Source organism: Paenibacillus sp. FSL K6-1566, assembly GCF_038050475.1.
GTDB classification, from domain to species: Bacteria; Bacillota; Bacilli; order Paenibacillales; family Paenibacillaceae; genus Paenibacillus_AQ; species Paenibacillus_AQ lactis.
Genome location: NZ_JBBOSR010000001.1, coordinates 1,541,309 through 1,563,818, shown reverse-complemented (window position 1 = coordinate 1,563,818; position 22,510 = coordinate 1,541,309). Strand labels below are relative to the sequence as shown.

Annotated in this window: 12 protein-coding genes; 4 read left to right on the top strand and 8 right to left on the bottom strand. The window is 55.6% G+C overall.

What is annotated here, in order from left to right:
* Window positions 1–39: 39 nt before the first annotated feature.
* Together NST08_RS06565 and NST08_RS06560 are read left to right on the top strand one after the other, a co-directional pair.
* On the top strand, window positions 40–990 hold the full coding sequence (locus NST08_RS06565) for a carbohydrate ABC transporter permease (protein WP_007131621.1): 951 nt from the start codon (window positions 40–42) through the stop codon (window positions 988–990).
* A gap of 1 nt (window position 991) precedes the next feature.
* Complete coding sequence (locus NST08_RS06560; protein WP_007131620.1) at window positions 992–1,816, top strand: carbohydrate ABC transporter permease; 825 nt, start codon at window positions 992–994, stop codon at window positions 1,814–1,816.
* Between the two features lie 95 nt (window positions 1,817–1,911).
* On the opposite strand, the gene NST08_RS06555 is transcribed toward NST08_RS06560, so the two are convergent.
* The 3 genes from NST08_RS06555 to NST08_RS06545 form a co-directional block, all read right to left on the bottom strand.
* Window positions 1,912–2,583, bottom strand: coding sequence for a pectate lyase (locus NST08_RS06555; RefSeq protein WP_341342617.1), 672 nt, complete (start codon window positions 2,581–2,583; stop codon window positions 1,912–1,914).
* A 316-nt stretch (window positions 2,584–2,899) separates the two neighbouring features.
* The gene (locus tag NST08_RS06550; RefSeq protein ID WP_341341614.1) at window positions 2,900–3,532 is read right to left on the bottom strand and encodes a GyrI-like domain-containing protein; all 633 of its coding nucleotides are present in this window, start codon (window positions 3,530–3,532) and stop codon (window positions 2,900–2,902) included.
* 39 nt (window positions 3,533–3,571) lie between these two features.
* Window positions 3,572–4,591, bottom strand: a complete 1,020-nt coding sequence (locus tag NST08_RS06545) for a helix-turn-helix transcriptional regulator (protein WP_341341613.1) — start codon at window positions 4,589–4,591, stop codon at window positions 3,572–3,574.
* A gap of 301 nt (window positions 4,592–4,892) precedes the next feature.
* Between NST08_RS06545 and NST08_RS06540 the strand changes: the two genes are divergently transcribed.
* Both NST08_RS06540 and NST08_RS06535 read left to right on the top strand, forming a co-directional pair.
* Window positions 4,893–5,375, top strand: a complete 483-nt coding sequence (locus NST08_RS06540; protein ID WP_144879172.1) for a PH domain-containing protein — start codon at window positions 4,893–4,895, stop codon at window positions 5,373–5,375.
* Window positions 5,368–7,008: a PH domain-containing protein gene (locus NST08_RS06535; protein ID WP_445933643.1), complete on the top strand. Its 1,641-nt coding sequence runs from the start codon at window positions 5,368–5,370 to the stop codon at window positions 7,006–7,008. Before NST08_RS06540 ends, NST08_RS06535 begins: the two co-directional genes overlap by 8 nt.
* 84 nt (window positions 7,009–7,092) lie before the next feature.
* Here the strand turns inward: NST08_RS06535 and NST08_RS06530 are convergent, their stop codons facing one another.
* From NST08_RS06530 to NST08_RS06510, 5 genes are all read right to left on the bottom strand, one after another.
* Complete coding sequence (locus tag NST08_RS06530; RefSeq protein ID WP_341341611.1) at window positions 7,093–9,993, bottom strand: family 10 glycosylhydrolase; 2,901 nt, start codon at window positions 9,991–9,993, stop codon at window positions 7,093–7,095.
* Between the two features lie 352 nt (window positions 9,994–10,345).
* On the bottom strand, window positions 10,346–14,428 hold the full coding sequence (locus tag NST08_RS06525) for an S-layer homology domain-containing protein (RefSeq protein WP_341341610.1): 4,083 nt from the start codon (window positions 14,426–14,428) through the stop codon (window positions 10,346–10,348).
* A gap of 244 nt (window positions 14,429–14,672) precedes the next feature.
* Window positions 14,673–15,662, bottom strand: a complete 990-nt coding sequence (locus NST08_RS06520) for a Gfo/Idh/MocA family protein (protein WP_028404483.1) — start codon at window positions 15,660–15,662, stop codon at window positions 14,673–14,675.
* The gene (locus tag NST08_RS06515; RefSeq protein ID WP_007131611.1) at window positions 15,662–16,006 is read right to left on the bottom strand and encodes an antibiotic biosynthesis monooxygenase family protein; all 345 of its coding nucleotides are present in this window, start codon (window positions 16,004–16,006) and stop codon (window positions 15,662–15,664) included. Before NST08_RS06515 ends, NST08_RS06520 begins: the two co-directional genes overlap by 1 nt.
* A gap of 350 nt (window positions 16,007–16,356) precedes the next feature.
* Entirely contained in the window at window positions 16,357–22,467 is a 6,111-nt protein-coding gene (locus tag NST08_RS06510) for a phosphodiester glycosidase family protein (protein WP_341341609.1), read from the bottom strand.
* Between the last annotated feature and the right edge of the window lie 43 nt (window positions 22,468–22,510).

Genomic DNA, 22,510 nt, shown 5'->3' with positions numbered 1-22,510 from the left:
CACTGATTACGATCTTCGAAATGGAAGGAGTACGCGAAGATGAATGCCTCCGCACCCGTACATTCACCAAGACCTAAAGCCCGCTGGTCGAGGAAGGAACGCCGGTACTTTTGGCTCGGCCTGGCATTCGCCTCGCCTTGGATCGTCGGCTTTCTGGCTTTTACTGTGTACCCGTTCTTCGGTTCGCTCTATTTGAGCCTGACGGAATACGATCTGTTCAGTACGCCTAGGTGGGTGGGACTGCAAAATTACGAAAATATCTTGCAGGATGACCGCTTCTACACCTCGCTCGGGAACACGTTCTTCATGGCTTTCGTATCCGTGCCGATTACGCTGGCGGCATCGCTGCTGATCGCCGTCGTCTTGAACTTCAAGGCAAGGGGGATCAATTATTACCGGACGATCTTCTACCTTCCCTCCGTCATTCCGATCGTCGCCAGCGCCTTGCTGTGGACCTGGATGCTTAACCCCGATTTCGGCTTGGTCAATATGGCGCTGCGGGCCTTCGGCCTGCCCGATCCTGCCTGGCTGCTGGATCCGCGCTATACGAAGCCTTCGCTGATCTTGATGAGTTTGTGGGGGTCAGGAGCCGGGGCCTTGATCTTCCTGGCCGCCCTGCAGGGCGTTCCGAAGCAGTACTATGAAGCGGCGCAGGTGGATGGGGCGGGCGCCTGGCATCGCTTCTGGAAGATTACGCTCCCTGCCCTGTCGCCGATCATTCTGTTCCAGCTCATCATGGGACTCATCGGTGCATTCCAGATCTTTACCGAATCGTATATTCTGGCTGGCGGCAAAGCGGACGGCGGCTCCTTGGGCGGACCGGAACAGTCGCTTCTGTTCTATGCCGTCAATCTGTACCAGGAAGCCTTTGTTTTTCTGAAGATGGGCTACGCGTCGGCCCTGGCCTGGATTCTGTTTATCATCGTGCTGCTGATGACGCTGCTGCTGCTCAAAACATCGGGCCGCTGGGTCTATTATGGAGGTGAGTAACGTGGCCGTCAGATTAAAAGCCGTATTGCCGTACGTCTTGCTTATCCTGTTATCAATCGTATTTCTGTTCCCGTTCCTATGGCTTGTCATGACCTCGCTCAAGACGCCGGAGGAGATTCTGAAGTTTCCGCCGACGATCTTCCCGGAGAAGGTCCAATGGTCGAACTACCAAGCGGCGGTCGAGGCGATCCCCTTCACGAAATATATGATGAACACGTTCCTGATCTGCATCTTGAACATTATCGGGCAGCTGTTGTCCGCACCGCTCGTAGCCTACTCGATCTCGCGGATCCCGTGGAAAGGGAGAAAGGTCATATTCACCATCGTGGTGGCAACCATGATTTTGCCGGCTCAGGTCCAGATGATCCCGCAGTATATCATCTTTACGAACCTTGGCTGGGTCAATACTATCGTGCCGCTGACGATCGGCGCTTTCTTCGGAGCTCCCTTCTTCATCTTTCTGCTGCGCCAATTTCTGCTCGGCGTGCCGATGGAGCTGTCGGAGGCGGCCAAGATCGACGGCGCCTCGGAGCTGCGGATATACGCCCGGATTATCCTGCCGATTCTGAAGCCGGCTCTAGCCACCGTCGCTTTGTTTTCCTTCGTGTGGTCCTATGTCGATTTCATGGGCCCGCTGATCTATCTGAACGATTCGGCCAAGTGGACGATCACCGTCGGCCTGCAGAGCTTCCAGCAGGATCACGGGGCCCAGTGGGAAAAGCTGATGGCGGCTTCCACCATCATGGCGGTCCCGATGATTCTGATCTATTTCTTCGGCCAGAAGTACTTCATGAAATCCGGATCCGCCTTAACCGGGTTTAAATAATCTTCGGGAACGCCGTTTCCGGCACAGAAAAGCTCCTTCGCGTCATGGCAGACGCTTAGGAGCTTTTCCCGTTGCATAGCTAGTCCAGCATCAGGTTAATACGGCGTATTCCCCGATTGGGTTGTATTCCCGGAAGCAAAGCCTTTAAACAACGTCGGCACATTCGAGTAGCGCGTGTTGACGATTCGCCCCGTGGAGCTGCTGCTGTCCGTTCGCAGGATCGCGTCCTTCACATTCGAAATGTCGCAATTCTCCACGTTCATCACCACTTTATACGACGTGCCGCCGTTCTGCCGAACCAGCTTTCCGATGTCGTCCGCTCTGAAATTTTGAATGTTGATCGTTCCGGCCGCGTTCATTTGGAACACCTTATCGTACGCTTTATACGCCGCTCCCCCCGAAATGTTGACCGTACCGGACGATTTCAGAGTCAGCTCATCCTCGCCGACATCCTGCCAAATGACATTTGTGATTGTGCAATTTCCGTAGCAGTGGACGCCGTCTGCCGCAGGCGCGCCGATCACGACGTTTTTCAGTGTCGCGCCCGCTTCCAGCCGGAAGATTGGCTTCTGGTTCTCGGCCTGGCTGCCGTCACCAAGCGTGTCCGGATTGGCCACGTAGGTCTGGCCTTTGCCGTCGAAGGTCTGACCGGCCTCCACGCGGATCGTCTCATTCACCACCGTGGCAGCCTCAGCCGTTGATGGTTGGACACCATACAACGATATCGCCAAGCCTGCGCATAACATCATGCCTAGAAATTTTTTCATCATCCTCATCCTTTCGCTTCTTTTTTCAACAAATTCATCCTTTTGCCATGCATCTGCCTGAAAAATACCGCCCCCTTCCGTTCCGAAGTCGGATATCGTACTAGTACCGATGTGCACCTCGGGCTGATACCCGCAAGCCAAAGATATCAAATTTATTCCATAACCGGTATAATCATCATATTAGGTCGTCGATTAAACATTTTATGTAAAATATAATGATTATTACAAAATGATCGAATCCTCTCATTTCTATCGTTTCTATCATCAATAGACCGCCCTCTAACACGAGGACGGCCTGGGATTTCACATTCTTCGGCTATTTAATCGCAATATAGATCTCGACGACGGGATGGGCAGGATCAGCCGCCTGGAAACGATAATGTTCAAAGTCTCCCGAATAGGCTCGTACTTCCTCGGCATTCTGGAAATAACTCCAGATTTCCTGCCAGGCCTGCGGCACCGTTTCCTGGAACGGACCCGGCTTCGCCGGGAATACCAAATATCTGGATTCCGGTATAAAGACGCTGCGCTCTACAATAGTTCCTTCTTCTTCGCGCTTAGCGCCGTCTGCGCTCCCTGCACGATTCAAGTTCTTTACACTCTCAGTGCTCTCTATGCTCTCTACGCTCTGGCTTTCCGTACGCTTAACGTGCTCAACCTCTTCGCTGCCTTGCCCATCTCCGAAGATTCCTTCCGTTTCATGGCCAATGACGAGTGTATACGCACCTGAAGCGTCGCTTTCGTAATCCGTATATACCGCATAGACAGCTTGACCGCTGTCGGCAACCTCCTTGATCCCCTTCCGGAAATAATACTCCCATAACCGGGGAATCACGCCGTTTGCCCCCGCCTCCGCTTCGTTTGTCGTCCTTGCACCCGCTCCCCATACGGACATAGCCGGTCTGGATTCGATCCGGCGCTTCTTCTGGCTGCCGATGTTTGTATTCATGATGACGCCCTCCTTTAAGAATTGAATCTATGATCTATTCTAAAGGGGGAACGTGGACAGCTGCCTGTCCGGGTTGCCGTAGCGGTTCAACATATTTTCCGCCCTTCTCCTGACTTCCTGCGCGGCTTCCTCGGGATGCTCGATAATAACCTGGTCGCCAAAGCTGAGAACCATGCCGTAAAACCATTCGTCCACCTTATGAATGACCCGCACGCGGAAGGAGCCGTCTTCCAAGAGCTCCATTTGCTCTGCCGGGAATACGTCCGCTGCCCGCCGGCGAGCCTTCGGCCCAAACCATAATACAACCTCCTGCTCCGGCACCTCCGACCAGGCATCCTCCCAGTCCATCCGTTCCATCAAGGGCATCGGCCTCGGCTCGAAATGATGGTTCGTTAGCTTTACATCCTGCATCCGCGACACCCGGAACACCCGGGCATCCTCACGCTCCAGGCAGTAGGCTTGTACATACCACACATTTCCCTTCAAAATGAGGGACACCGGCTCCATCGTTCGGCACTCGGCCGTGCCGGATGAATCGATGTAACGCATCGATACGGTCCGCTTTTCCTGGATCGCCTTCTTCAGAAGGCTGACGGTTGCTTTCAAACCTTCCCGCTGTCCCCAAGGCTGAAAATCCATAACGACAGAGGGCCTGCTCCGATCACTTCCCGGTCCGTTTTTTACGTCGCCATGTTCATATGCATCCCCTTTCCCGTAGCCCTGCTCTACCTTGTAAAGCAGCGCCTTCACTTTCTCGAGCAGCATATCCAGCTCGCGGTCATCCAGCGCACGGCTCATGCCTTTGACAGCGGTCACTAGCGAACCCATCTCCTCCGCCGTCAACCAATACCGGTCAATGGTATATTGCTCCATCATCTCAAATCCGCCGGATGTGCCCTGATGGGCAGCGATCGGCAGCCCTGCCCGGCAAAGTGCATCCATATCGCGGTATATCGTTTTCGCGGAGACTTCAAAGCGTTCGGCCAGCTCGCTGGCGCTCCATCTTCCCCGGTTCAAGAGCAGTACGGTTATCGCTAATAAACGATCGATTTTCATCATTCATGTCCTTTCCTGTCCGATTCCTTCCATTATACAAAAAAAACCGCTCCCGGCCGCTGTCTAATCTTAATTCGAGCTTAACGGAACCGCTGCCTGTTAATGCAATCGTTAAGTCAGGTTCACAAGCCATTCAAGTCGGGATGCTATAATGACAGACATGAACCATTATAAGACGGACGGACATCACAGTATTCGGTCGGCAGGATGAAACGGACGGCTTCCCACAAGCGTAAACAACTACATAGAAGTTCATATGTCATCAGAACTGCCTGATTCTCAAAACATCGAGGAGGAACCAACAATGGATCATCGAATGGACGCCATGCGCCGGTGTCACCCCGACTCTGTCACCATTTCACGCCTGACAGGCTTTATTACCGACGGGGTCATTTTGTTAGCGGCTATCGCTTATCTCGTCGTTGCGGGCATCTTCGGCTGGACCCTGCTGCCGGGGTGGATCGCTATCGGGTTGTTGCTGGCAGGAGCCTGGTTTACCTGGTCGGTGCCGGCCTTCACCTATAAACAGTTTGGCTTCCGGGTCAGCGAAGAGGAGCTGGAGCTCAGATCCGGCTGGATTTGGCTGAGCGATACGCTCGTTCCGATGACCCGCGTGCAGCACGTTGAATTGGAACGGGGACCCCTGCTCCGCAAATACGGACTTGCCAAAGTCAAGGTAGTTACCGCCGCAACGACGCACGTCATCCAGGCGCTCAAGCTGGAAGAGGCGGAGGCTTTGAAGAAGCAGATCGGCGAGCTGGCCAAAGTGGTGGATCATGATGAATGAAGCAAGCAGGCTCCACCGTCTTTACATTCTGTTTCCGCTCGTGAACAGCGTCAAATCGCTCGTACCGCTCGCTGCTTTTGTATCGATCAAGTTCTTTAACGGAAAATCCCTGGACGATGTCCCATGGTACTGGTTATCCGCCGGCATTGTCGCCCTTGCAGCCCTTCTGCTACTGTACGGATACTTACGCTGGAAACGGTTTGCCTATACGCTGGAAGAGGACAAAATCCTGATACGGCGCGGCGTGTTATTCCGGGAGGAGCTGTCCATATATGCCGGACGAATTCATACGATGAATACCGAGCAGCCGCTGCTGCAGCGCCTGCTCGGGCTGACGCAGATCCGCATCGAGACGCCGGGCAAATCGGAGGATGGCGGTGTGCTTCCAGCCGTAACGGACCACGAAGCGGAACGGCTCCAGCTTTGGCTCCGGGACCGGACACGGGCCTTGCAGCCGGATCGGCCTGCAGCGCAAAAGCACGATGTGGCAGCACTTGCGGACGGCGACATCGTCAATGCGGATGGTACGGAGCAGATGATCGAAGGCACTTCCCCTCAAGAACGCATGGCGTCATGGGAACGGGATGAGGCTGAAGCATCCGGAAATACGCAGGGAGCAGGCAGCGACGGCGGCTACCCTAACGTCCGCGGTAACGTTATTCCGCCTGCATCGGTCTCTCCGGAAGAACGGAGCATTTTGCTTCAGCTGCCGTCTCGCCGTCTGCTTACCGCTGCCCTGTCTTCCCCGAATTTGTCCCTGGCTTTGGCCTTCGTCGGCGGTATCATATCGTTTGCGGATGACCTGCTTCCGGATCAAATATACCAAAGCCTGTTTCAATCGGCAGGGCGGATTCTCCCGGGACACTGGGCAGGCATTGCCATACTTGCCGTCGTGCTGGCCTGGCTGCTGTCCGTCATTCTGTATATGATTAAATACGCCGGGTTTACCGTAGAACGGATCGGCAAGCAAATCTCCGTAAGCTACGGTCTGCTCGAGAAAAAGAGGCTGCTGTTTTCCCCCGAACGGGTGCTGGCTGCCACGGTAAAAGAAGGCATCTTCCGCCGCTGGTTCGGCTATGCCGAAGTGAAGGTGCACGTGCTTACGTCCGAATCGGAGAAGCATTTCATGCTTCACCCGCTGATAAAAACCGCGGACATTCCGGAGCTGCTCGCGCGGGTCACGCCCCAGCTGGGCGTTCAGGCCATTACGGCTTCGCCGCCGCCCCATGCGAAATGGATGTATCTTCGGTGGAAGCTGGCCTTTGCCGCTGCGGTCAGCATCGGATGCATCTGGTACTTCGGCTGGCTCGGCATGCTCTCGTTGCTCCTGTTCCCGTTTGCCATAGGGTGGGGATTGGCGGCCCATCGCGATTCCGGCCTGAACATTACCGGCAAGCAGCTTACGATTCGCAGCAGGTTCCTGGCCCTTTCCACGAAATATATCCGGCGGCCGCAGATCATCGCGATCGAGGTTACCGGCACACGAAGACAGCGAAGACGGGGGCTGCTGTCCCTTCAAGTGAAGATGATATTAAGCGACATTAACGAGAGCCTCGTCGGGATGGACGAACGGGAGATCATGGCCGTCTGGGCTTGGTTCCAAAACAAAAAAGGAGAGAGATCAGCTTCGTGACAAAGCTGATCTCTCTCTTTTCATTCAGGCACTTCTTTCTCAGTTACTCAGGTCGCTCCATGCTTTTAGGTACCGTGTTTCCGGTTACTTCGATTTTCCGGGCGGCTTGCCGGTTCCCCCGGCTTTCACCGTTAGGGCGGCGGTCGCCGCGCTTTCGTTATGAAGACGGTCAATGGCAGTCACCACATACGTATAGGTCTGATGCTTGATCACCGTGTCGTCCGAGAAATGCTGCGTCCCGTTACCGGTTCTTCTGAACGTGCCCAGCAGGTTTGCCGGATCGTCTATGCTGCCGGCATTCCCCCCGTCGAACCGGTAGATCGCATAGTAGGTCTCGTCCCCGGCTGGCTCCCAGCTCAGGTTTACGCCATGAGCCTTATTGGCCTTAAGCTTCCGCGGCGCGGACGGAGCCTCCGTATCGAGCCACGGCATGGCCGGCACCAGTGCCGGATACCGGTACAGATCTGTCTTCAACCGGTCCGTAAAGCCAAGCGCATTCTCGGCGAACCACTTCGAGCTGAAGTACATGCTGCCGCGGACTTCCTCGAAGCTGCGGTTATACTTCACCTGATTCGGCATTTCCTCCGGATTGGACCACTCGGCCGTTGTCCCGATTTTATATACGGCTTGCCCGCTATACAGATGCACGTTATGACCGGCGACCACATCGCTCCACCATTCGATCAGCTTGTCGTAGGCGGCAGCCGAGTAGCCGATATTCCAGTAGATTTGCGGCGTGATATAGTCGATCCATTCCTCTTCAACCCATTTTTTCGAATCGGCGTAAATGGCATTGTAGCTTTCCAGTCCATTCGTTTCCGACCCGCTTGGATCACTGGACTTGTTCTTCCAAATGCCGAACGGACTGATGCCGAACTTCACATAACTCTTCTCCTGCTTAATCGCATGGCTGACCTTCTGAATGAACTGGTTCACATTGTTTCTTCTCCAGTCCGCCTTGTTCGTGAAGGCCCCTTTATACTGGGCATACGTATCCTCGTCCGGGAAATCAACGCCCGTTACGGGATACGGATAGAAATAGTCGTCAAAATGCACCGCATCGATATCGTAGTTTTTCACAACCTCCATAATGCCGTCCAGGATAAACTGCTGGGCCTCCGGTATGCCCGGATTGAAATACAGCTTGCCACCGTATGCTTCCACCCACTCCGGATGCTGTCTTGCCGGATGGTCGGCTACAAGCTTATTAATATCCCCCTGAAGGCTGATCCGGTACGGATTAAACCAGGCATGAAACTCCATATTCCGCTTATGCACTTCCTCCAGCAGGAAAGCGAGCGGATCGTAGCCCGGGTCCTTGCCTTGGACGCCGGTCAGCCACTCGGACCATGGACCGTACTCGGACGGGTAGAACGCATCCGCCGTTGGCTTGATCTGCATGATAACCGCATTCATCCCGGCGGCTTCCAGTTCGTCAAGGAGCTGGATGAACTGCTGCTTCTGCTGCTCGGGATCGGTAACCCCTTTGGCCGGCCAATCGATATTGTCAACGGTGGCAATCCAGGCGGCTCTCATCTCGGCTTTCGGATGCTCAGCCTGCTTGTTCACGATGATATAGAGCGAGCTGGTCTTCCCCTCATAAGTCGCCGTGATGCGTGATGAACCGATGCTCAAGCCCTTTACAACCCCCTTCTCATCGACGGATGCCACTGCCGGATTGCTGCTAGTAAATGCAACGCCTTCCGTAATCGTTATCGGCTCGTCCATCCACGAATAGGTCGCCGAGACGGACGTTTCGAACGAATCCCCAACCGTCACCGAGGTTAATCCTTGCAGTGCAATGCTCTGCAGAACAGGCACCGGATCGGTGACCGTAATCGCGTGCTGCGCGGCTGCTCCTTTATAAGAAACGGTAATCACCGCAGTGCCTTTCCCGACGGCCTGCAGGCCTCCGCCGCTATCCACGGTGACGACGTCCGGACGGTCACTGGCATAAGCAACCCCCTCCGCCAGCAGAACCGGCTCCATGGCCGTACCGTAAACGGAATAAACCACGCTTGTTCTCAAGGCGCCGGTAACCGAGGTTTCCAGATGAACCGGACCGGATACAAGCAATTGGTCAGGGGAAGGAGCATCTGCCGTTACATGCAGCTCCAGCTGAGCCTTCGGCGCATCGGCGTACTCTGCCGTAATCGTAACTACGCCCGGTGAAAGCGCTTCAATCGCATCGTATGTAGCTCCCGTAACCGTAGCGATCGTCTCGTCGCTGCTCGTCAGCTTCACGCCTGAGGTTAATCGCACTGGTTCGGACTCGCCGGCATACGTCGCATAGATCTGTGGCTTGATGGCTTCCCCGACGCCCATCGGCGTCAAACCGCCGATATCGAGCCCGTAGATCTGGGAATCGGTGTAGAATGCGGTCAATCGATCGAAGTACACCGTGCCGCTGTTTTTATTTGTATCTTTTAACTCGGTGATATAAATTTGATTGATTTTGAGAGGAGCCTTGATGGTGGATGGAACGGAAAACTTGACGTATTTCCAGCCTTTCCAGCTGAATCCCGAGGTAGCGGTTAAGTCAACGGCGTGCTTGCCGCCTGCCGCATCCTGAAGCTGCGCCCGAAGCCAGTGATTCCCGCCGTCCCCGTATACCCATAAGCCGAGCACTTTCGGAGTGCCCGGAACGCTTCTGCCGGCCGAGCCGTCGAGGTCTTTAAAATTGAGATACGCTGCCGACGTGCCCGACTCGCTGCCGACAAAATCATAGGTTAAACTCGCAGCATGATACCCGTAATATACCGGATCGGGATGGCTGATCATCCCCAGCTGGGCTTTCCCCCTCACGGCGGAGGCAGATAAATTCCCGGGGGTTTCAAACTCCTCGATAACAAGCGATTTCGGAACATCGTCTGCGTAAGCGGCTCCCGAACTGCCCCACACGGATACCGAACTGATCATGACAGCCAGTGCCAAAGCCAAAGACAAAAAGGATTTGCTTCGTTGAACGCTCCTTGAGGTGTTCATATTCACTAATTCACTCCTTGCCACTAAACATCGTGGAATATTGGTAATGACAACCATCCGATTTCATCGAGAGCTGCCGCCCACCTCCTACGCGTGATATGGAAAACCGAAGGGAAATAAAACCAACGATCATCCTGCCTCTATCATATTGAAATTTTGTTTCAAATTTCAATAGTTTTTATAAAATAAAATTTTAGAGATTCGGCAGGAATTTGGAAGAGTGATGGCGTAGATGGCCGAGCTGCACAAAAGCACCGATGGTCTTGCTCTGATCAAAGACGTCCTTCTTTGTTTCCTTCATCTCTATGAAAAAAACCAATGCGAGACTTCCTCGCATTGGTTCAACGATCCTTTATTCTTCTTTCTCCAAAAGACGAACAATGAACACAACCGCTTCAGCACGGGTAGCCGCCTGCATCGGCGCGAAGCGATTGCCGGATGCGCCGCCGACCAGGCCAGCTTTTACGGCTGCTGCCACGTACGGTGCGGCCCATGCCGGAATGTCCTTCGCGTCCTTGAAGTGGAGCTTCGCCTTGGCATCCGGCTTGATGCCGCCGGCGCGCGCCTGCATCGTTACCATCTCCGCCCGGTTCAGCGGCCGATTCGGGCCGAACGCGCCGCTGTCATAACCGCTGATGATGCCGGCAGATGCCGCTCCCGCGATATATGACTTCGCCCAGCTTGGAATTCGGGCCGCGTCCGTGAATGAAAGCCTGCCGCTCTCGGAATTCAGATTGAGAGCACGGCCCAGCATTGTGATGAACTCGGCGCGGGTTACCTTCTGATTCGGGCGGAAGGTGCCGTCCCCATAGCCGTTTACGAAGCCTGCGGCTAGCGCTTTGTCGATGGCCGGCTTCGCCCAGTGGCCCGCGATGTCTTTCACTGCCGGCGAATTCCCGCCGTTTCCGCCGCCTGAGCCGGTGCCTGGCTCGGAATGGTTTCCGGAACCGCCGCTCGAACCGCTGCCGCTGCCGTTGCTGCTGCCACTGTCCGATCCTGATACGGAACCGTTGCTGCTCCCCGAGTTGGATCCCGATCCGCTGCCGTTACCGGAACTGCTGCCCGAACCCGGGTTAGATGGCCCCGGATCAGGATTTGGCGTGCTCGGACCCGGATTCGGTGTTTCGGTCTTCTTCACGATACCGAACTGTTCAATAATGAACGGGGCTGCTCCGTTCAGATTCTGATCGATTTCATACGTGACGGCGGTCAGCTTGCTGCCGTCGATCGTAATGCCAACGAAGTTTTGCACCTGACTGCGCTTTGGCCGGCGATTGTCTTTCGGATCCGGGCCGTATTTTGCCGCGTGATTCTCCTCTGCGCGCTCGAATAATCCGTAGTAAGCGTCACCAAGGCTAGGGCTCGGATTTTTGTAATACACTTTCGGACCTGCCGTTGCCGGGATCAGGTAGATCGTTCCGTTCGGATTCACGGCGTATTCGATCTTCTCGCCGTTATTCATCTCCGTGATTTTCTCCGGCTCATGGGCTTTCCCCTCGCGATCCACCGGCTTTGTTCGTGCATAGATATGATCATGGCCCTGCAGCACGAAGTCGATGTCGAGTTCTGCCATGATCGGCGCAATCTTGGTCCGCACGCCGTTTGGTCCCATGATATCGGAATCCGTGGCGTGATTCGAGGTGGTATACGGACCTTTATGAATGTTGACGATGATCCAGTCAGCCCCGTTCTTCTTGGCTTCCTGGACGTCTTTCTTCAGCCACTCGACCTGCTCTGGCGAGAAATTGTCGTATTCGTCCGAATCCTCGTTGGAATTCAGCACGACGAAATGGGCGTTGCTGTAATCGTAAGAATAATAAGCCCCCGTCTCCGTCTTTGAACCGGCCGGAGGATCGATGTTGAAATGATCGATGAATGCAAAGTTTTCGTCTTCATGGTTGCCTGCGGAAGGCACCAGCGTGGTGTTCAGCAAGCTTTCCTGAGAATGTCCCAGCAGCCAATTCCACTGCTCCTCTTTCACGCCCTTGTCCACGAGATCTCCATTATGCACAACGAAATGCGCATCCGGCACGGTGGCAAGCGCTTTGGCCAGCGTTTCGGAGGAAAGGATCGCCTCGTCCTCCTCCTTCGCCTGCGTGTCCGCCAGGTCGATGAAGGTGAACGCGCCTTGCTTCGGTGCTGTACGGAACGTTCCTGTCTCGCTCCATACCGAGCGCGATGCATCGCCAACGCGGAAATAGTATGTCGTATCCGCCTTCAGTCCGGTCGCTTCAGCTTTGTGCACCAGCTCTGCCGGGGAATTGACTGGCTGCGCGGATCGTCCTTGGAACGACAATGGGTTCGTAAAGTCAGGCGATGCGGAAGTTTTCTCCACCACTTGAAGGTCGCTTCCCGTTACCTTCCCGGACGTATACCAGGCAAAGCCTTTGCTCTCCGCCGGGTCGCCACGGAACGTTACGGTCACCTTGCTCACCTGTTCAGGAGACGGCGCTGGATTTGATTCCTTGTGGATCCCGAACTGATCCACGATAAACGGCTCCGCGTTATTGCGGTTCTGGTCAATTTCATAGGTGATGGCCGTCAGCTTCCCGCCGTCGATGGTTAACGAGACGAAGTTCTGAACCTGCCCTCTCGCTGCACTCGTCGTATCCCCGTACTTCCGGGCATGATTCTCTTCCGCTCGCTCGAACAAGCTGAAATACGCGTCGCCAAGCGCCGGCTTCTGGTTCTTGAAGTATACTTTCGCGCCTGCGGTAGCCGGAATCAGGTAGATCGTTCCGTCCGGCTTAACCGCGTACTCAATGCTTTCTCCATTCAAGGTCTCGGTGATCTTTACCGCATCCTCGGCCGTACCGTCTTGCTTGATCGGCTTCGTCCGGGCATAGATATGGTCATGCCCCTGAAGGACGAGATCGATGCCCAGCTCATTCATTAGCGGTGCGATTTTGTTCCTTACACCGTTGGCGCCGATAATATCATTGTCCGTAGCATGATTCGATGTCGTGTACGGACCTTTATGAATATTGACAATGATCCACTCTGCTCCGGCGGCTCTCGCCTGCTCGGCGTCCTGTTTCATCCAGGCCACCTGTTCATTGGAGAAGTTGGCGTACTCGGATGAATTCTCGTTGGAGTTCAGCACGATAAAATGAGCATTGCTGTAATCATAGGAGTAATACGCCCCCGTCAAGGTAGCGGCATTCTCCGGTGTTTTAACGTTAAAGTGCTCGTAAAAAGCAAAATTCTTGTTCTCGTGATTGCCTGCGGAAGGCGCAATCGTCGTGTTCATGAGACTGGCCTGCGAATGGCCGAGCAACCAGTTCCATTCCTGCTCCGATGTCCCGTTCTCCACTACGTCGCCGTTATGGACGACGAATGCTGCATCCGGTACCGCGGCCAGCGCCTTGGACAGCGTCGAAGCGGACAGGATCGCCTCATCTTCTTCCTTCGCTTGGGTGTCCGTTAAATCGATAAACGTAAACGCTCCGTCAAGCGGAGCCGTCTTGAATGTGCCGACATCGCTCCAGATCCCCTGGCTCTCGTCGCCTACCAGGAAATAGTACGAGGTATTCGGAGCCAAGCCGGTCGCTTCCGCTTTATGTACCATCTCGCCCGGGGAATTGGAAGAGACCGATGCGCGACCACTGAAGCTTATGGCTTGGCTGAAGTCAGGCGCTCCCCCAAGGTTCTCCACGACTTGCACATCGCTTTGGGCGGATTGGAGAGGCGTATACCAGGTGAAGCCCTTCGCGGTTGACGAATCACCATGGAAGGTAACCGTTACTTTACTGATATTCAGCACTGGCGCATCGGCAAGGGCTTTGAGCTCCATGTCAAAATACAGATCCGAGCTGCCGTCGCTTTGCTGATGCACCTCGACCGCAATTTCGTTGTCGCCGTCCCGCAGATAAGTCTTCAGCGGTTCCGTTAAATCGACATCTTCATACATTACCGGCAAATCTTTGCTCGATACGGCTTTGGTAGAATAGAGGATCTCGCCTTCCGGCAACCCGAATCGGCGGATTTCTTGGCCGTTCACATAAAGGACGGCTCCGTCGTCAATGCCGAACGTGCCGAGGATCTGCCCGTATGTATCGATCTGATCCTTGTTGACGGCCAAATTCGTGCGGAAATAGGTTGTGCGGTGCTTCATTTTTGAGTCCGGACCGTAGCTGACTTCCGTCTGAAGCGGCCCGAAATAGGAAGTGGAAATGCCGCTCCCGTTGTCCTTATACCCAAACGGCGACTTTCCTGATGCCCAAGAGGCATCGTCGTAAGTCGCACGCCATACCGTCGTTAAATCCTGGCCCTGATCGAAATATTTCCACTCGGCGTTACGCGCAAGCAAAATATCCGGCTGGTCCGGGGATGCGGCTTCGACCGTGCGCGTTGCGCCGACACTGGCAAGCCATCCGAACGCCAAGGCGATGGATAACAGGATGGATAACAGCTTTTTATACAGATGATTAACCATGGTTTTCTCCTTTACAATGCGGGATTAAGTATCGCAGCAGAATCTATCCATGCCAGCATAGCAAAAGGAGTTTGTCCCCTTGTTATCCCCATGTAAAACTTATGTAAATAATTACATTTCCTGAATCGCTAACGGGTCAATGGCAAAAAAAGCAGCGCGGGCTGCTCCGCACTGCTTGTTCACTGCTATCCGTCGGCCAATTTGATGCCCTTTCCCTTTAGCTCTATCTATAAGCTGACCTGGCTCAACCTTCCGAAGGATACTTCAAGCCCCATTGGCCCCGGATTTGATCCAGCAGCTTCATAATCGCGACAGATTCATTCAGGGGGATGACATCGCTCTCAAGCTGCCCTTCGGCCAGGCAACGGCCCACTTCATAAGCCTCGAAAGCATATCCGATCTCCTTGCGGTCATCGTTAAAATGCACGGTGTCCTCGCCGTCGACGTGAAGCGTTGCCGATTTGGCGTTCAAGAAGGAGGGAATATGAATATGTCCGTTCGTTCCGAAAATGTGGGCTTCATTGGTCATGCCGAGGCGGATCGCCCCGTTTAACGAAGCGGTTTTGCCGGAATCATAGGATAAGATCACCGAGAACTGCTCGTCTACGCCCGTCTCCCCGATATGTGCCGTGCTCCATATTTGATCGGGCTCGGCCCCGAAAATCATCGATGCGAAGGATACCGGATAAATGCCTGCGTCCAGGAGCGCGCCCCCGCCAAGCTGAAGATTAAGGAGTCGCCCTTCGGGGTTCCAGCCGCTCCGGAATCCAAAATCTGCTTTCAACAGGCGGACTTCGCCGATCCGTCCTTCCTTCAGCCACTCGCGCACCTTCACGATCGGCGGCAGGAACCGCGTCCACATCGCTTCCATCAGGAACAGCTTGCGTTCGCGGGCCGCGGCGACCAGATCCTCCAGCTCGCGGCTGTTGATGGTGAACGGCTTTTCGCATAATACGGCTTTGCCCGTATCAAGACATAAACGGACGTTCTCGTGATGAAGCGGATGCGGGGTGGCTATGTAGACGACATCGATGTCAGGGTCCCGAACCAGCTCCTCATAGCTTCCGTATGACCGCGGAATGTCATATTTGGAAGCAAACTCAGCGGCGCTTCCCGCCGTACGCGACCCGACCGCCAGCGCCTCGCCGTTGCTGACAAGCGCCAGATCGGAGGCAAATTGCTGGGCGATCCAGCCGGTCCCCATGATCCCCCATTTGATTTTCGATTGCTGCATCATAACTCCTCCTCGTGTGTGCTGTGGTCAAAAAAATGATCCCTTTCCACCTTGCATACTCTTAGTGCAAAGCTCTGATACCACTCCTGCTTTCCCCGCTTCTGGGCAACCTGGTGAGCGGCATTTGCCTTCCAGGCGGCGATGGCTTCCGGCGACTCCCAGTAGGAGACCGTGATGCCCAAAGACGTATCCCGCGCCGATTCGATGCCTAAATAGCCCGGCTGCCGGGAGGCCAGCTCCACCATTTTGTCGGCCATCGCTCCATAACCGTTGTCCCCCTCGGTACGCTCCGATACGAAGATGCACGCATAATAAGGCGGGCTCGGCGTTTTGGCGTACGGCATGGTCCTCAAGCTCCTTTCATCGGGCCATCAAGGGCCTTCTTTAAGTAAAGTATCTTTGAAGGCGCCTCTCTTGGCCTTTGATTTTCATTATAAGGGAGTTTGCCGCATGAAAATATCTAAAATTTTCCGCCGCCTCGATTCCGAACGTCCGGGCGGCCGCAGCAGGCCTTGTTTGCGGGAGCGATTTTCCCGGGTACGATTCATTTCACTGCTGCCTGTGCTTTGTCCTCCGCTGCCCAGGCCGGGATCGCATCTCCGGCACTTATAGGAGGTCCGGGACATACATACGAAAGAACCGCCCTCCCACTCCTGCAGTCCTGCAAGGAGATGGGAGGGCGGTTCATCCGTGATTACTGCAGCTTATTCAACAGATTGAACATGACCTGCGCGCTTTCCGCACGTGTCGCGAGTCCTTCCGGTGCGAAGCGGCTTGGCGTATGTCCCTTGATGAAGCCGAGGGCATATGCCGTATTAACGGCCTCCTGTACCCAGTCAGGAGATCCGGCGATATCCGCAAAACCGCTGCGGGTCACGTCCGCTGCATTCGGCTGCTTCACCGCATAAGCGTAGGCACGAACGAGCATGGCCGCCATTTCCTGCCGCTTGATCGGCGCTTCGGGAGCAAAGCGGTCGCCGCTCGTTCCATAGACAATGCCTGCATCGGCTGCAGCAGCAACTGCGTCCGCATACCACTTGCCGGGGGTGACATCGCTATACGGCACCGGCCCCTCAGCCTGGATGCCCAGGAGCCGGACCAGCATCGCCGCGAATTCAGCCCGGGTTACCTTCTGGGCCGGGGCGAAGCGTTCCGCGGAAACGCCTTTGATCAGCTGTTTTGCAGCCAAGTCTCCAATCGCTTCCTCGGCCCAGAACGTTGACGGCACATCGGCAAACATCTTCTCGTACTGCAGGAGGCCATATGCGCTGAAGTGCTTGATCGGTGCCGACATGCGGCCGTCCTTCAAGATCCCCGGAATATACTCCAGTGCTCCAGAGTCGGAAACATAGTAGATGGAGACTCTGCTTCCACCGGTACCAGGTGGCAGCGGTAGTTCTAAAATGATTGCCTTGTCGAATTCCTTCAAGCTGTCGGCCGTACCGTTCGCGGACACCCATTCCAACCCGAGCTCGTACAAAGCTCCAATCTGTCTCAGCTGTGCCCCTTCTCTTCGGGCAGCATCTGCAATCCGCTGATTGGCTGCGGACTCCTTCAGCTTCTCGCTGCTCAGCTTGATGGAGCCCTTGTCCGGTTCATTCCCTTGCTCAAGTCTGCGCAGCTGAGCAAGAACTTCGCCCGGGATCGTGATTGTCATATGATTAGCCACAACCCGGATCGAACCTTCCTTAACCAGCTCAGCCGCGTTGCCCGGCAGGATCAGCTCCTCGAATTCGCCGTTCACCGTCAACACAGCCTGACCATTTACCAGCTTGTCGGCCAATTCCTCAGCCGTTACAGTAATCCTGCCCGGAGGCGGGGTAACCGGCGGTTTTGGCGGTATCACCGGCGGCTTTACCGGTGGGAACACTGGAGGCTTGCCCGGAGGGTCCACCGGCGGCGAAGGATCGGGATTCGGATTCGGATTTCCGCCGGTTCGGATGACCTTCAAGCCGTACTCCGACTTGAAGCCTCCGTAGGTTGCCGAAATCACCGTGCTTCCTTCAGCCAGCGCCCGGACGGTCCCGCGTTCATCAATGGAGGCTACTTCCGGCTTGCTGCTCTCATACGTCACGCCCTCGATGACAGGGATCCGGCTGCCGTCCGAATATACGGCCTCCGTCACGGTCTGGTCGGTGTCGCCAACCCTCAGCACCGGCTTGCCTTTGAAACGGATGGATTCGAGGGAGACATCCGTTTCCTTACCGACCATAATCCGCACATCCGCGAAGACTTCCGGCGATACGGTGCTTGTCGCCCGAACGATGGCCTCGCCAAGCTCGATGGCGGTCACGGTTCCGTCCGCCGATACGCTGACGGCTTGCTGCGGCTCGGCGCTGTACACTGACCACGTAACCGAAGCTTCTGCGCCGTCCGGCTTCACTTCCGCTGCCAGCTGACGGCTGTCGCCAACGGCAAGCTTGAGCTGCTTCGGCGATACGACGATGCTTTCCGGCTTCGGCTTCGGCGTTCCGGATTTGGTGAGCGTAAATTCATCGACGAGGCGGCCGCCGAGCGTTTTCGTAACGAACCGCAATTCATCTCCCTTCACTTCCACGGAGGCGTACATCTGGGTTTTCTCTTCATCCACAACCCGGTGCCAGCCCCGTTCGGTATGGGCATAAAACTTCGGCCCGGTCGAGCCGGCCACAACGTATGTCGTTCCGCTGCCGTCCGGTGCAATGGCAAGATTCTTCATCGGATAGGAGCGGACATAGATATGGTCATGCCCGTTCAATACAAGATCCACTTCATACTTCTCCAGAACCGGCGCCCATTGATTGCGTACCTCGGCGGAATCATAAATGCTTCCGTAAGGGCCGCGGTGGAAGATCGCGATCGTCCACTCCTTGTTGTTGGCCGCAAGGTCCTGCTCAAGCCACTTCTTCTGCTCTTCCAGCTCATATTCACTATTCAGCATGATGAAATGAATGTTTTTGTAATCGAACGAGAAATTCGTGCCCTTCAGACTGTCCAAGCCATTGCCCGGCTGGTTGAAATGGGCCAGAAAATCGCCGTTCTCCTTCGATCCCATCACTTCATGGTTCCCGATCGCCGATACAAGCGTCGTATTCAGGAAATGCGGCTGCGCCTCCCGGAACCAGTCATTCCACTGCGCTTCCAAAAAGCCTTTATCGACCATATCCCCGGCATGCACCATAAATTCCGCATCGGGATGCTCGCCTGCAGCCTTGTCAATCGTCTGGCCCCAGAGCTCGAATTCCTTCGCGGTGGATGCCTGAGAATCCGCAAAGTACAAGAATTTGGTCGATTCTTCCGTCAAGGACGCTGTTTCAAACGAGCCTTGTTCACTGTAATGGCCCTGGCCGTCCCCAACGCGATATACATATGCCGTTCCGGGCTCCAGGCCGCCGGCTTCGGCCTTATGGACACGAACCGTCCCCAGATCGAGCGTGTGGTACAGCTCGTTTGTCCCGCTGACTGTCTGTACGTTCGGCGCATCAAACCCGGTAAATTCGGATTGCTTCACCAGCTCAACCACCGTATGCTCGATCGCCGGGTGCGTATGCCAGTTGAACATCCGCGAGGATGCCGGATCCGCCCCCATGCCAACGCTGATGTTCGTCGGCGTCTCGGTTCCGGACAGCGGAGAGACTTTAAACGCCACAGCCGGGCTGTACTGATTGTCCTTCACCGCTTGAACCGTATAGGTCTTGATCTGCGATGTTAACGCGTTTGTCCTCAGCTCGCCGGCCGTGTCCGTCGTGCCGATCAGCGCGCCGTCCGCCGTAATCTGCACGTCTTGAACAGCGGCACCTTGGGCGTCGGTTACGTGGAATACCGTCTCATAGCCTTCGACGGCTCCCTCTTCATTCCAGTTCAGCGCCAAATGTGCAGCCATCTTGGAAGTGATCGGGAGGCCGAAGAACGTAAACTCCGTATCCCCCGTATCCGTCAAGGTTAGCGCGCCGGATTTCAGCGAGATCACGCTACTACCTTCCGCATCCTTCTTCACGTCATACCCAATCCGTCCGATCACATCATCATCGCTTAAGGATGCGGTATGGATGTCCTTCCAGGTCACCTTAACCGTTCCTTTCGCTTGATCGATATCCGCCCATACCTGGGACGAATCCAGTTTGTCGCCCCGAATGAGCCGCACATTCTCCAGCTTCATCGGATCAAACTGGAACTCGATATGTCCGCTGCGGATCCGGGACGTGTTGACGCCGCCGATATCCAGCGTATAGCTGTTCCCCAAGTATACGGTGTCCGGCGTATCATACACGATCTTTGCTGCGTCTGCGCCTGTATTGATCGTGAAATGCCACTCCTTGGTCGTCTGATTCCCGGAGAGGTCGCGGACGGTCACCTTCGCTTGATGGATGCCGTCTGCAAGCGGAACGCTTGGCGTATAGTGGATTCTTCCTTCCGGCGGATACAGCGTATGCTGCACAAGCACGCCGTCTACATAGAAGCGAATCCGGTCCGGATCGATTAGCGTCGTTCCCGGATGCTTCGAAGGATCATAGCCCGCATCCTCCGCATATACCGTGATCGTTGGCGTATTCTTCGTGATCTCTTCGCCGGCGGCAGGCGAGAAGCCCTTGAGAACCGGCGGTTCAATATCGTCGTTAGCCGGGCCGTACAATGCCCGGATTTCGTCCACGTAGATCGCTCCGGCATCCTTCTTGTCCGCCTTGGTCTCCATATAACGGACAGGCATGTCCATGACGAGCGGAAGCGTTCTTCCCTTCGGCACGTCAGCCTCAAGGTACTTCCAGCCAACAAAATTCACGCCGTCGCTCTCATCGGTAAAATTCAACGGGATATTTCCCTTAGCGTCCCGAAGCTGAGCCCGGAGCCAATGCCCCTTGCCGTCGCCGTACACCCACATGCTGATCTTCTCGGGATAGCCCGGAATTTCGATATTGTCTGCCGCGCTGTTCGTCTGCAGATATGCACCGGAAGTCCCCGTCATGCCGGTAAAATCATACTCCAGCTTCAACGCGCCGCTGCCGGATCGGACATAGGTATCGTCCGTCTCGACCGATACCCGGGTCGACTTAAACTGCGCGCCCGCGCTTTCCTTATACCGGCCAAGGCCATTCTCGAAATCCTCCAGCATAACCGGCGGGAGCCCGACGTTCACATCGATGGAGGTCTCCACGCTGCCGTATTTAACATAGATCTTGCCGCTCACATTCTGTTTATCGGCAGCCGTAAACGTGCCGGTGCCGTCAATGGTTCCGATATCGCCTTCGACGCGCCACTCAAAGCGGCTGTTGTCGGCCTGAATGACCTGACCGTTACGGAGGGCCGTGACGGTTAATGTATTCGTGGAGCCGGACGGGAAGGTCATCACCTCATCCCGGAAGGATAGCTCCGTTATTTGATCAACGACTTCCAGCTTCGCACTGCCCCTCAGCGATCCCGATTGAACGGCTATTTCCGTCTCTCCCGGCTGGCTGCCCGCTGTGAATCTGCCATTGGCGTCGAAACTCCCGAATGCAGAATCGGCCTGCCATACTGGCGTGCCCGGCATCGCCGCGGGATGAAGGTTCGCGTCAACAGCCGCTGCCGTAAATACCGCCGACGATCCCGTCAGCACCCGTGCAAGGTTCGGCGATACGACAAGCTTCTCCGCTTGTCCTTCCGGCGCCTTGTTCACGAGCAGAATGCCGTTCGCGGTTTTGCGTTCTCCGCCGTCCGAAGGGGAGTTCAGCACCTTGCGTCCGGTCTCTCCCGGCAGGCGGGCGACGAAGGTTGCCGAGCCGCCGCCATCCAGATTGAGCGCGTTAACAACGCCAAGTTCCTGCAGCATCTCGCCGAGCTGGATGTAATTGACGCCTTCGCTGAAGCCCGGCTGGCGGCCGTCCACTTCGAACAGAACGACAGAGCCGTCCGCCTTCGTGCCAACCACCGTTCTCGGGTGAATGGCCGGATCCGCATGCTGCTGCACGATGCCATCCTTGACCAGCATCACCGTGCCGCCGATGGCCATCGTCACGTCCTTCCAGGCGTCCTCCAGCTCGAACCGGGCGGTCACTTCATCGCCGGGCTGAAGATTCGCGAGTTTGGCCCGCTGTTGGCCCGAAGCCGACAGAACGGCCTGATTCGGTCCGATTGGCGAATTCCCCCGGTCCTTGTGAACGGATGCGACCTTCATGACCAGGGTTTCACCGCTTGCAGCCCGCCCGCTGACGATATCCAGAACAACCTCATCGCCCAGGCTGTTCGTCATCGTCGTCTTGTTGAATTTTTCGGTATACAGCACAAGTGCGTCCGTCCCTCTCAGACGGTTGATGGACGTTATGCCAGTATCGGTCCCGCCAATCCGGACCGTCTTCGTTAATTTGGGGCTCCCGTACAAGGTTGTCCCGTCCTGCCGGATGCCGAAAGCATTCCTGCCGTTCGGCGGGTCGGTCAGAAGCTCTCCGTCTCCCATGAACAACCCCAGCGGGATGCCCGTCGACATATCGTAGAAATCCCCGTTGACGGCGGCAATCACCCGGTTGCCTTCCTTGTCGGCATCGGCTGCCATTTTGCTCACGCCCTGCATGCCGTATACCTTGCCGTCGGTTAGTCCGGGCTGGAGCTCAAGCTGTCCTTGCGCCGGATCGAATTCCACCATATGAACCTTCTGCTCCCCGCTCCCCTTATGCATGTTCATCCAAGTATATGTAGCGCCCGGTCCAATCTCCATTTGCCGCATATCAATAAGGCCGGATGGGGCAGCTGCTGCCGCCGGCTCCGACGCTTGAAGCGCACCGGCGGGAAACAGCAGGGAAAGGAGCATCACACCGCTCAGCAGTGAAGATATTCTTTTCTTCCTTCGAAACATATCATCAATTCCTCCTTCGTTCTTGTAGGGGTGCTTCCTCATG

Coding starts and splice junctions, on each gene's coding strand:
- NST08_RS06565 (WP_007131621.1), top strand. CDS start 40: ATGAATGCCTCCGCACCCGTACATTCACCAAGACCTAAAGCCCGCTGG.
- NST08_RS06555 (WP_341342617.1), bottom strand. CDS start 2,583: ATGAAAAAATTTCTAGGCATGATGTTATGCGCAGGCTTGGCGATATCG.
- NST08_RS06550 (WP_341341614.1), bottom strand. CDS start 3,532: ATGAATACAAACATCGGCAGCCAGAAGAAGCGCCGGATCGAATCCAGA.
- NST08_RS06545 (WP_341341613.1), bottom strand. CDS start 4,591: ATGATGAAAATCGATCGTTTATTAGCGATAACCGTACTGCTCTTGAAC.
- NST08_RS06540 (WP_144879172.1), top strand. CDS start 4,893: ATGGATCATCGAATGGACGCCATGCGCCGGTGTCACCCCGACTCTGTC.
- NST08_RS06535 (WP_445933643.1), top strand. CDS start 5,368: ATGAATGAAGCAAGCAGGCTCCACCGTCTTTACATTCTGTTTCCGCTC.
- NST08_RS06530 (WP_341341611.1), bottom strand. CDS start 9,993: ATGAACACCTCAAGGAGCGTTCAACGAAGCAAATCCTTTTTGTCTTTG.
- NST08_RS06525 (WP_341341610.1), bottom strand. CDS start 14,428: ATGGTTAATCATCTGTATAAAAAGCTGTTATCCATCCTGTTATCCATC.
- NST08_RS06520 (WP_028404483.1), bottom strand. CDS start 15,662: ATGCAGCAATCGAAAATCAAATGGGGGATCATGGGGACCGGCTGGATC.
- NST08_RS06515 (WP_007131611.1), bottom strand. CDS start 16,006: ATGCCGTACGCCAAAACGCCGAGCCCGCCTTATTATGCGTGCATCTTC.
- NST08_RS06510 (WP_341341609.1), bottom strand. CDS start 22,467: ATGTTTCGAAGGAAGAAAAGAATATCTTCACTGCTGAGCGGTGTGATG.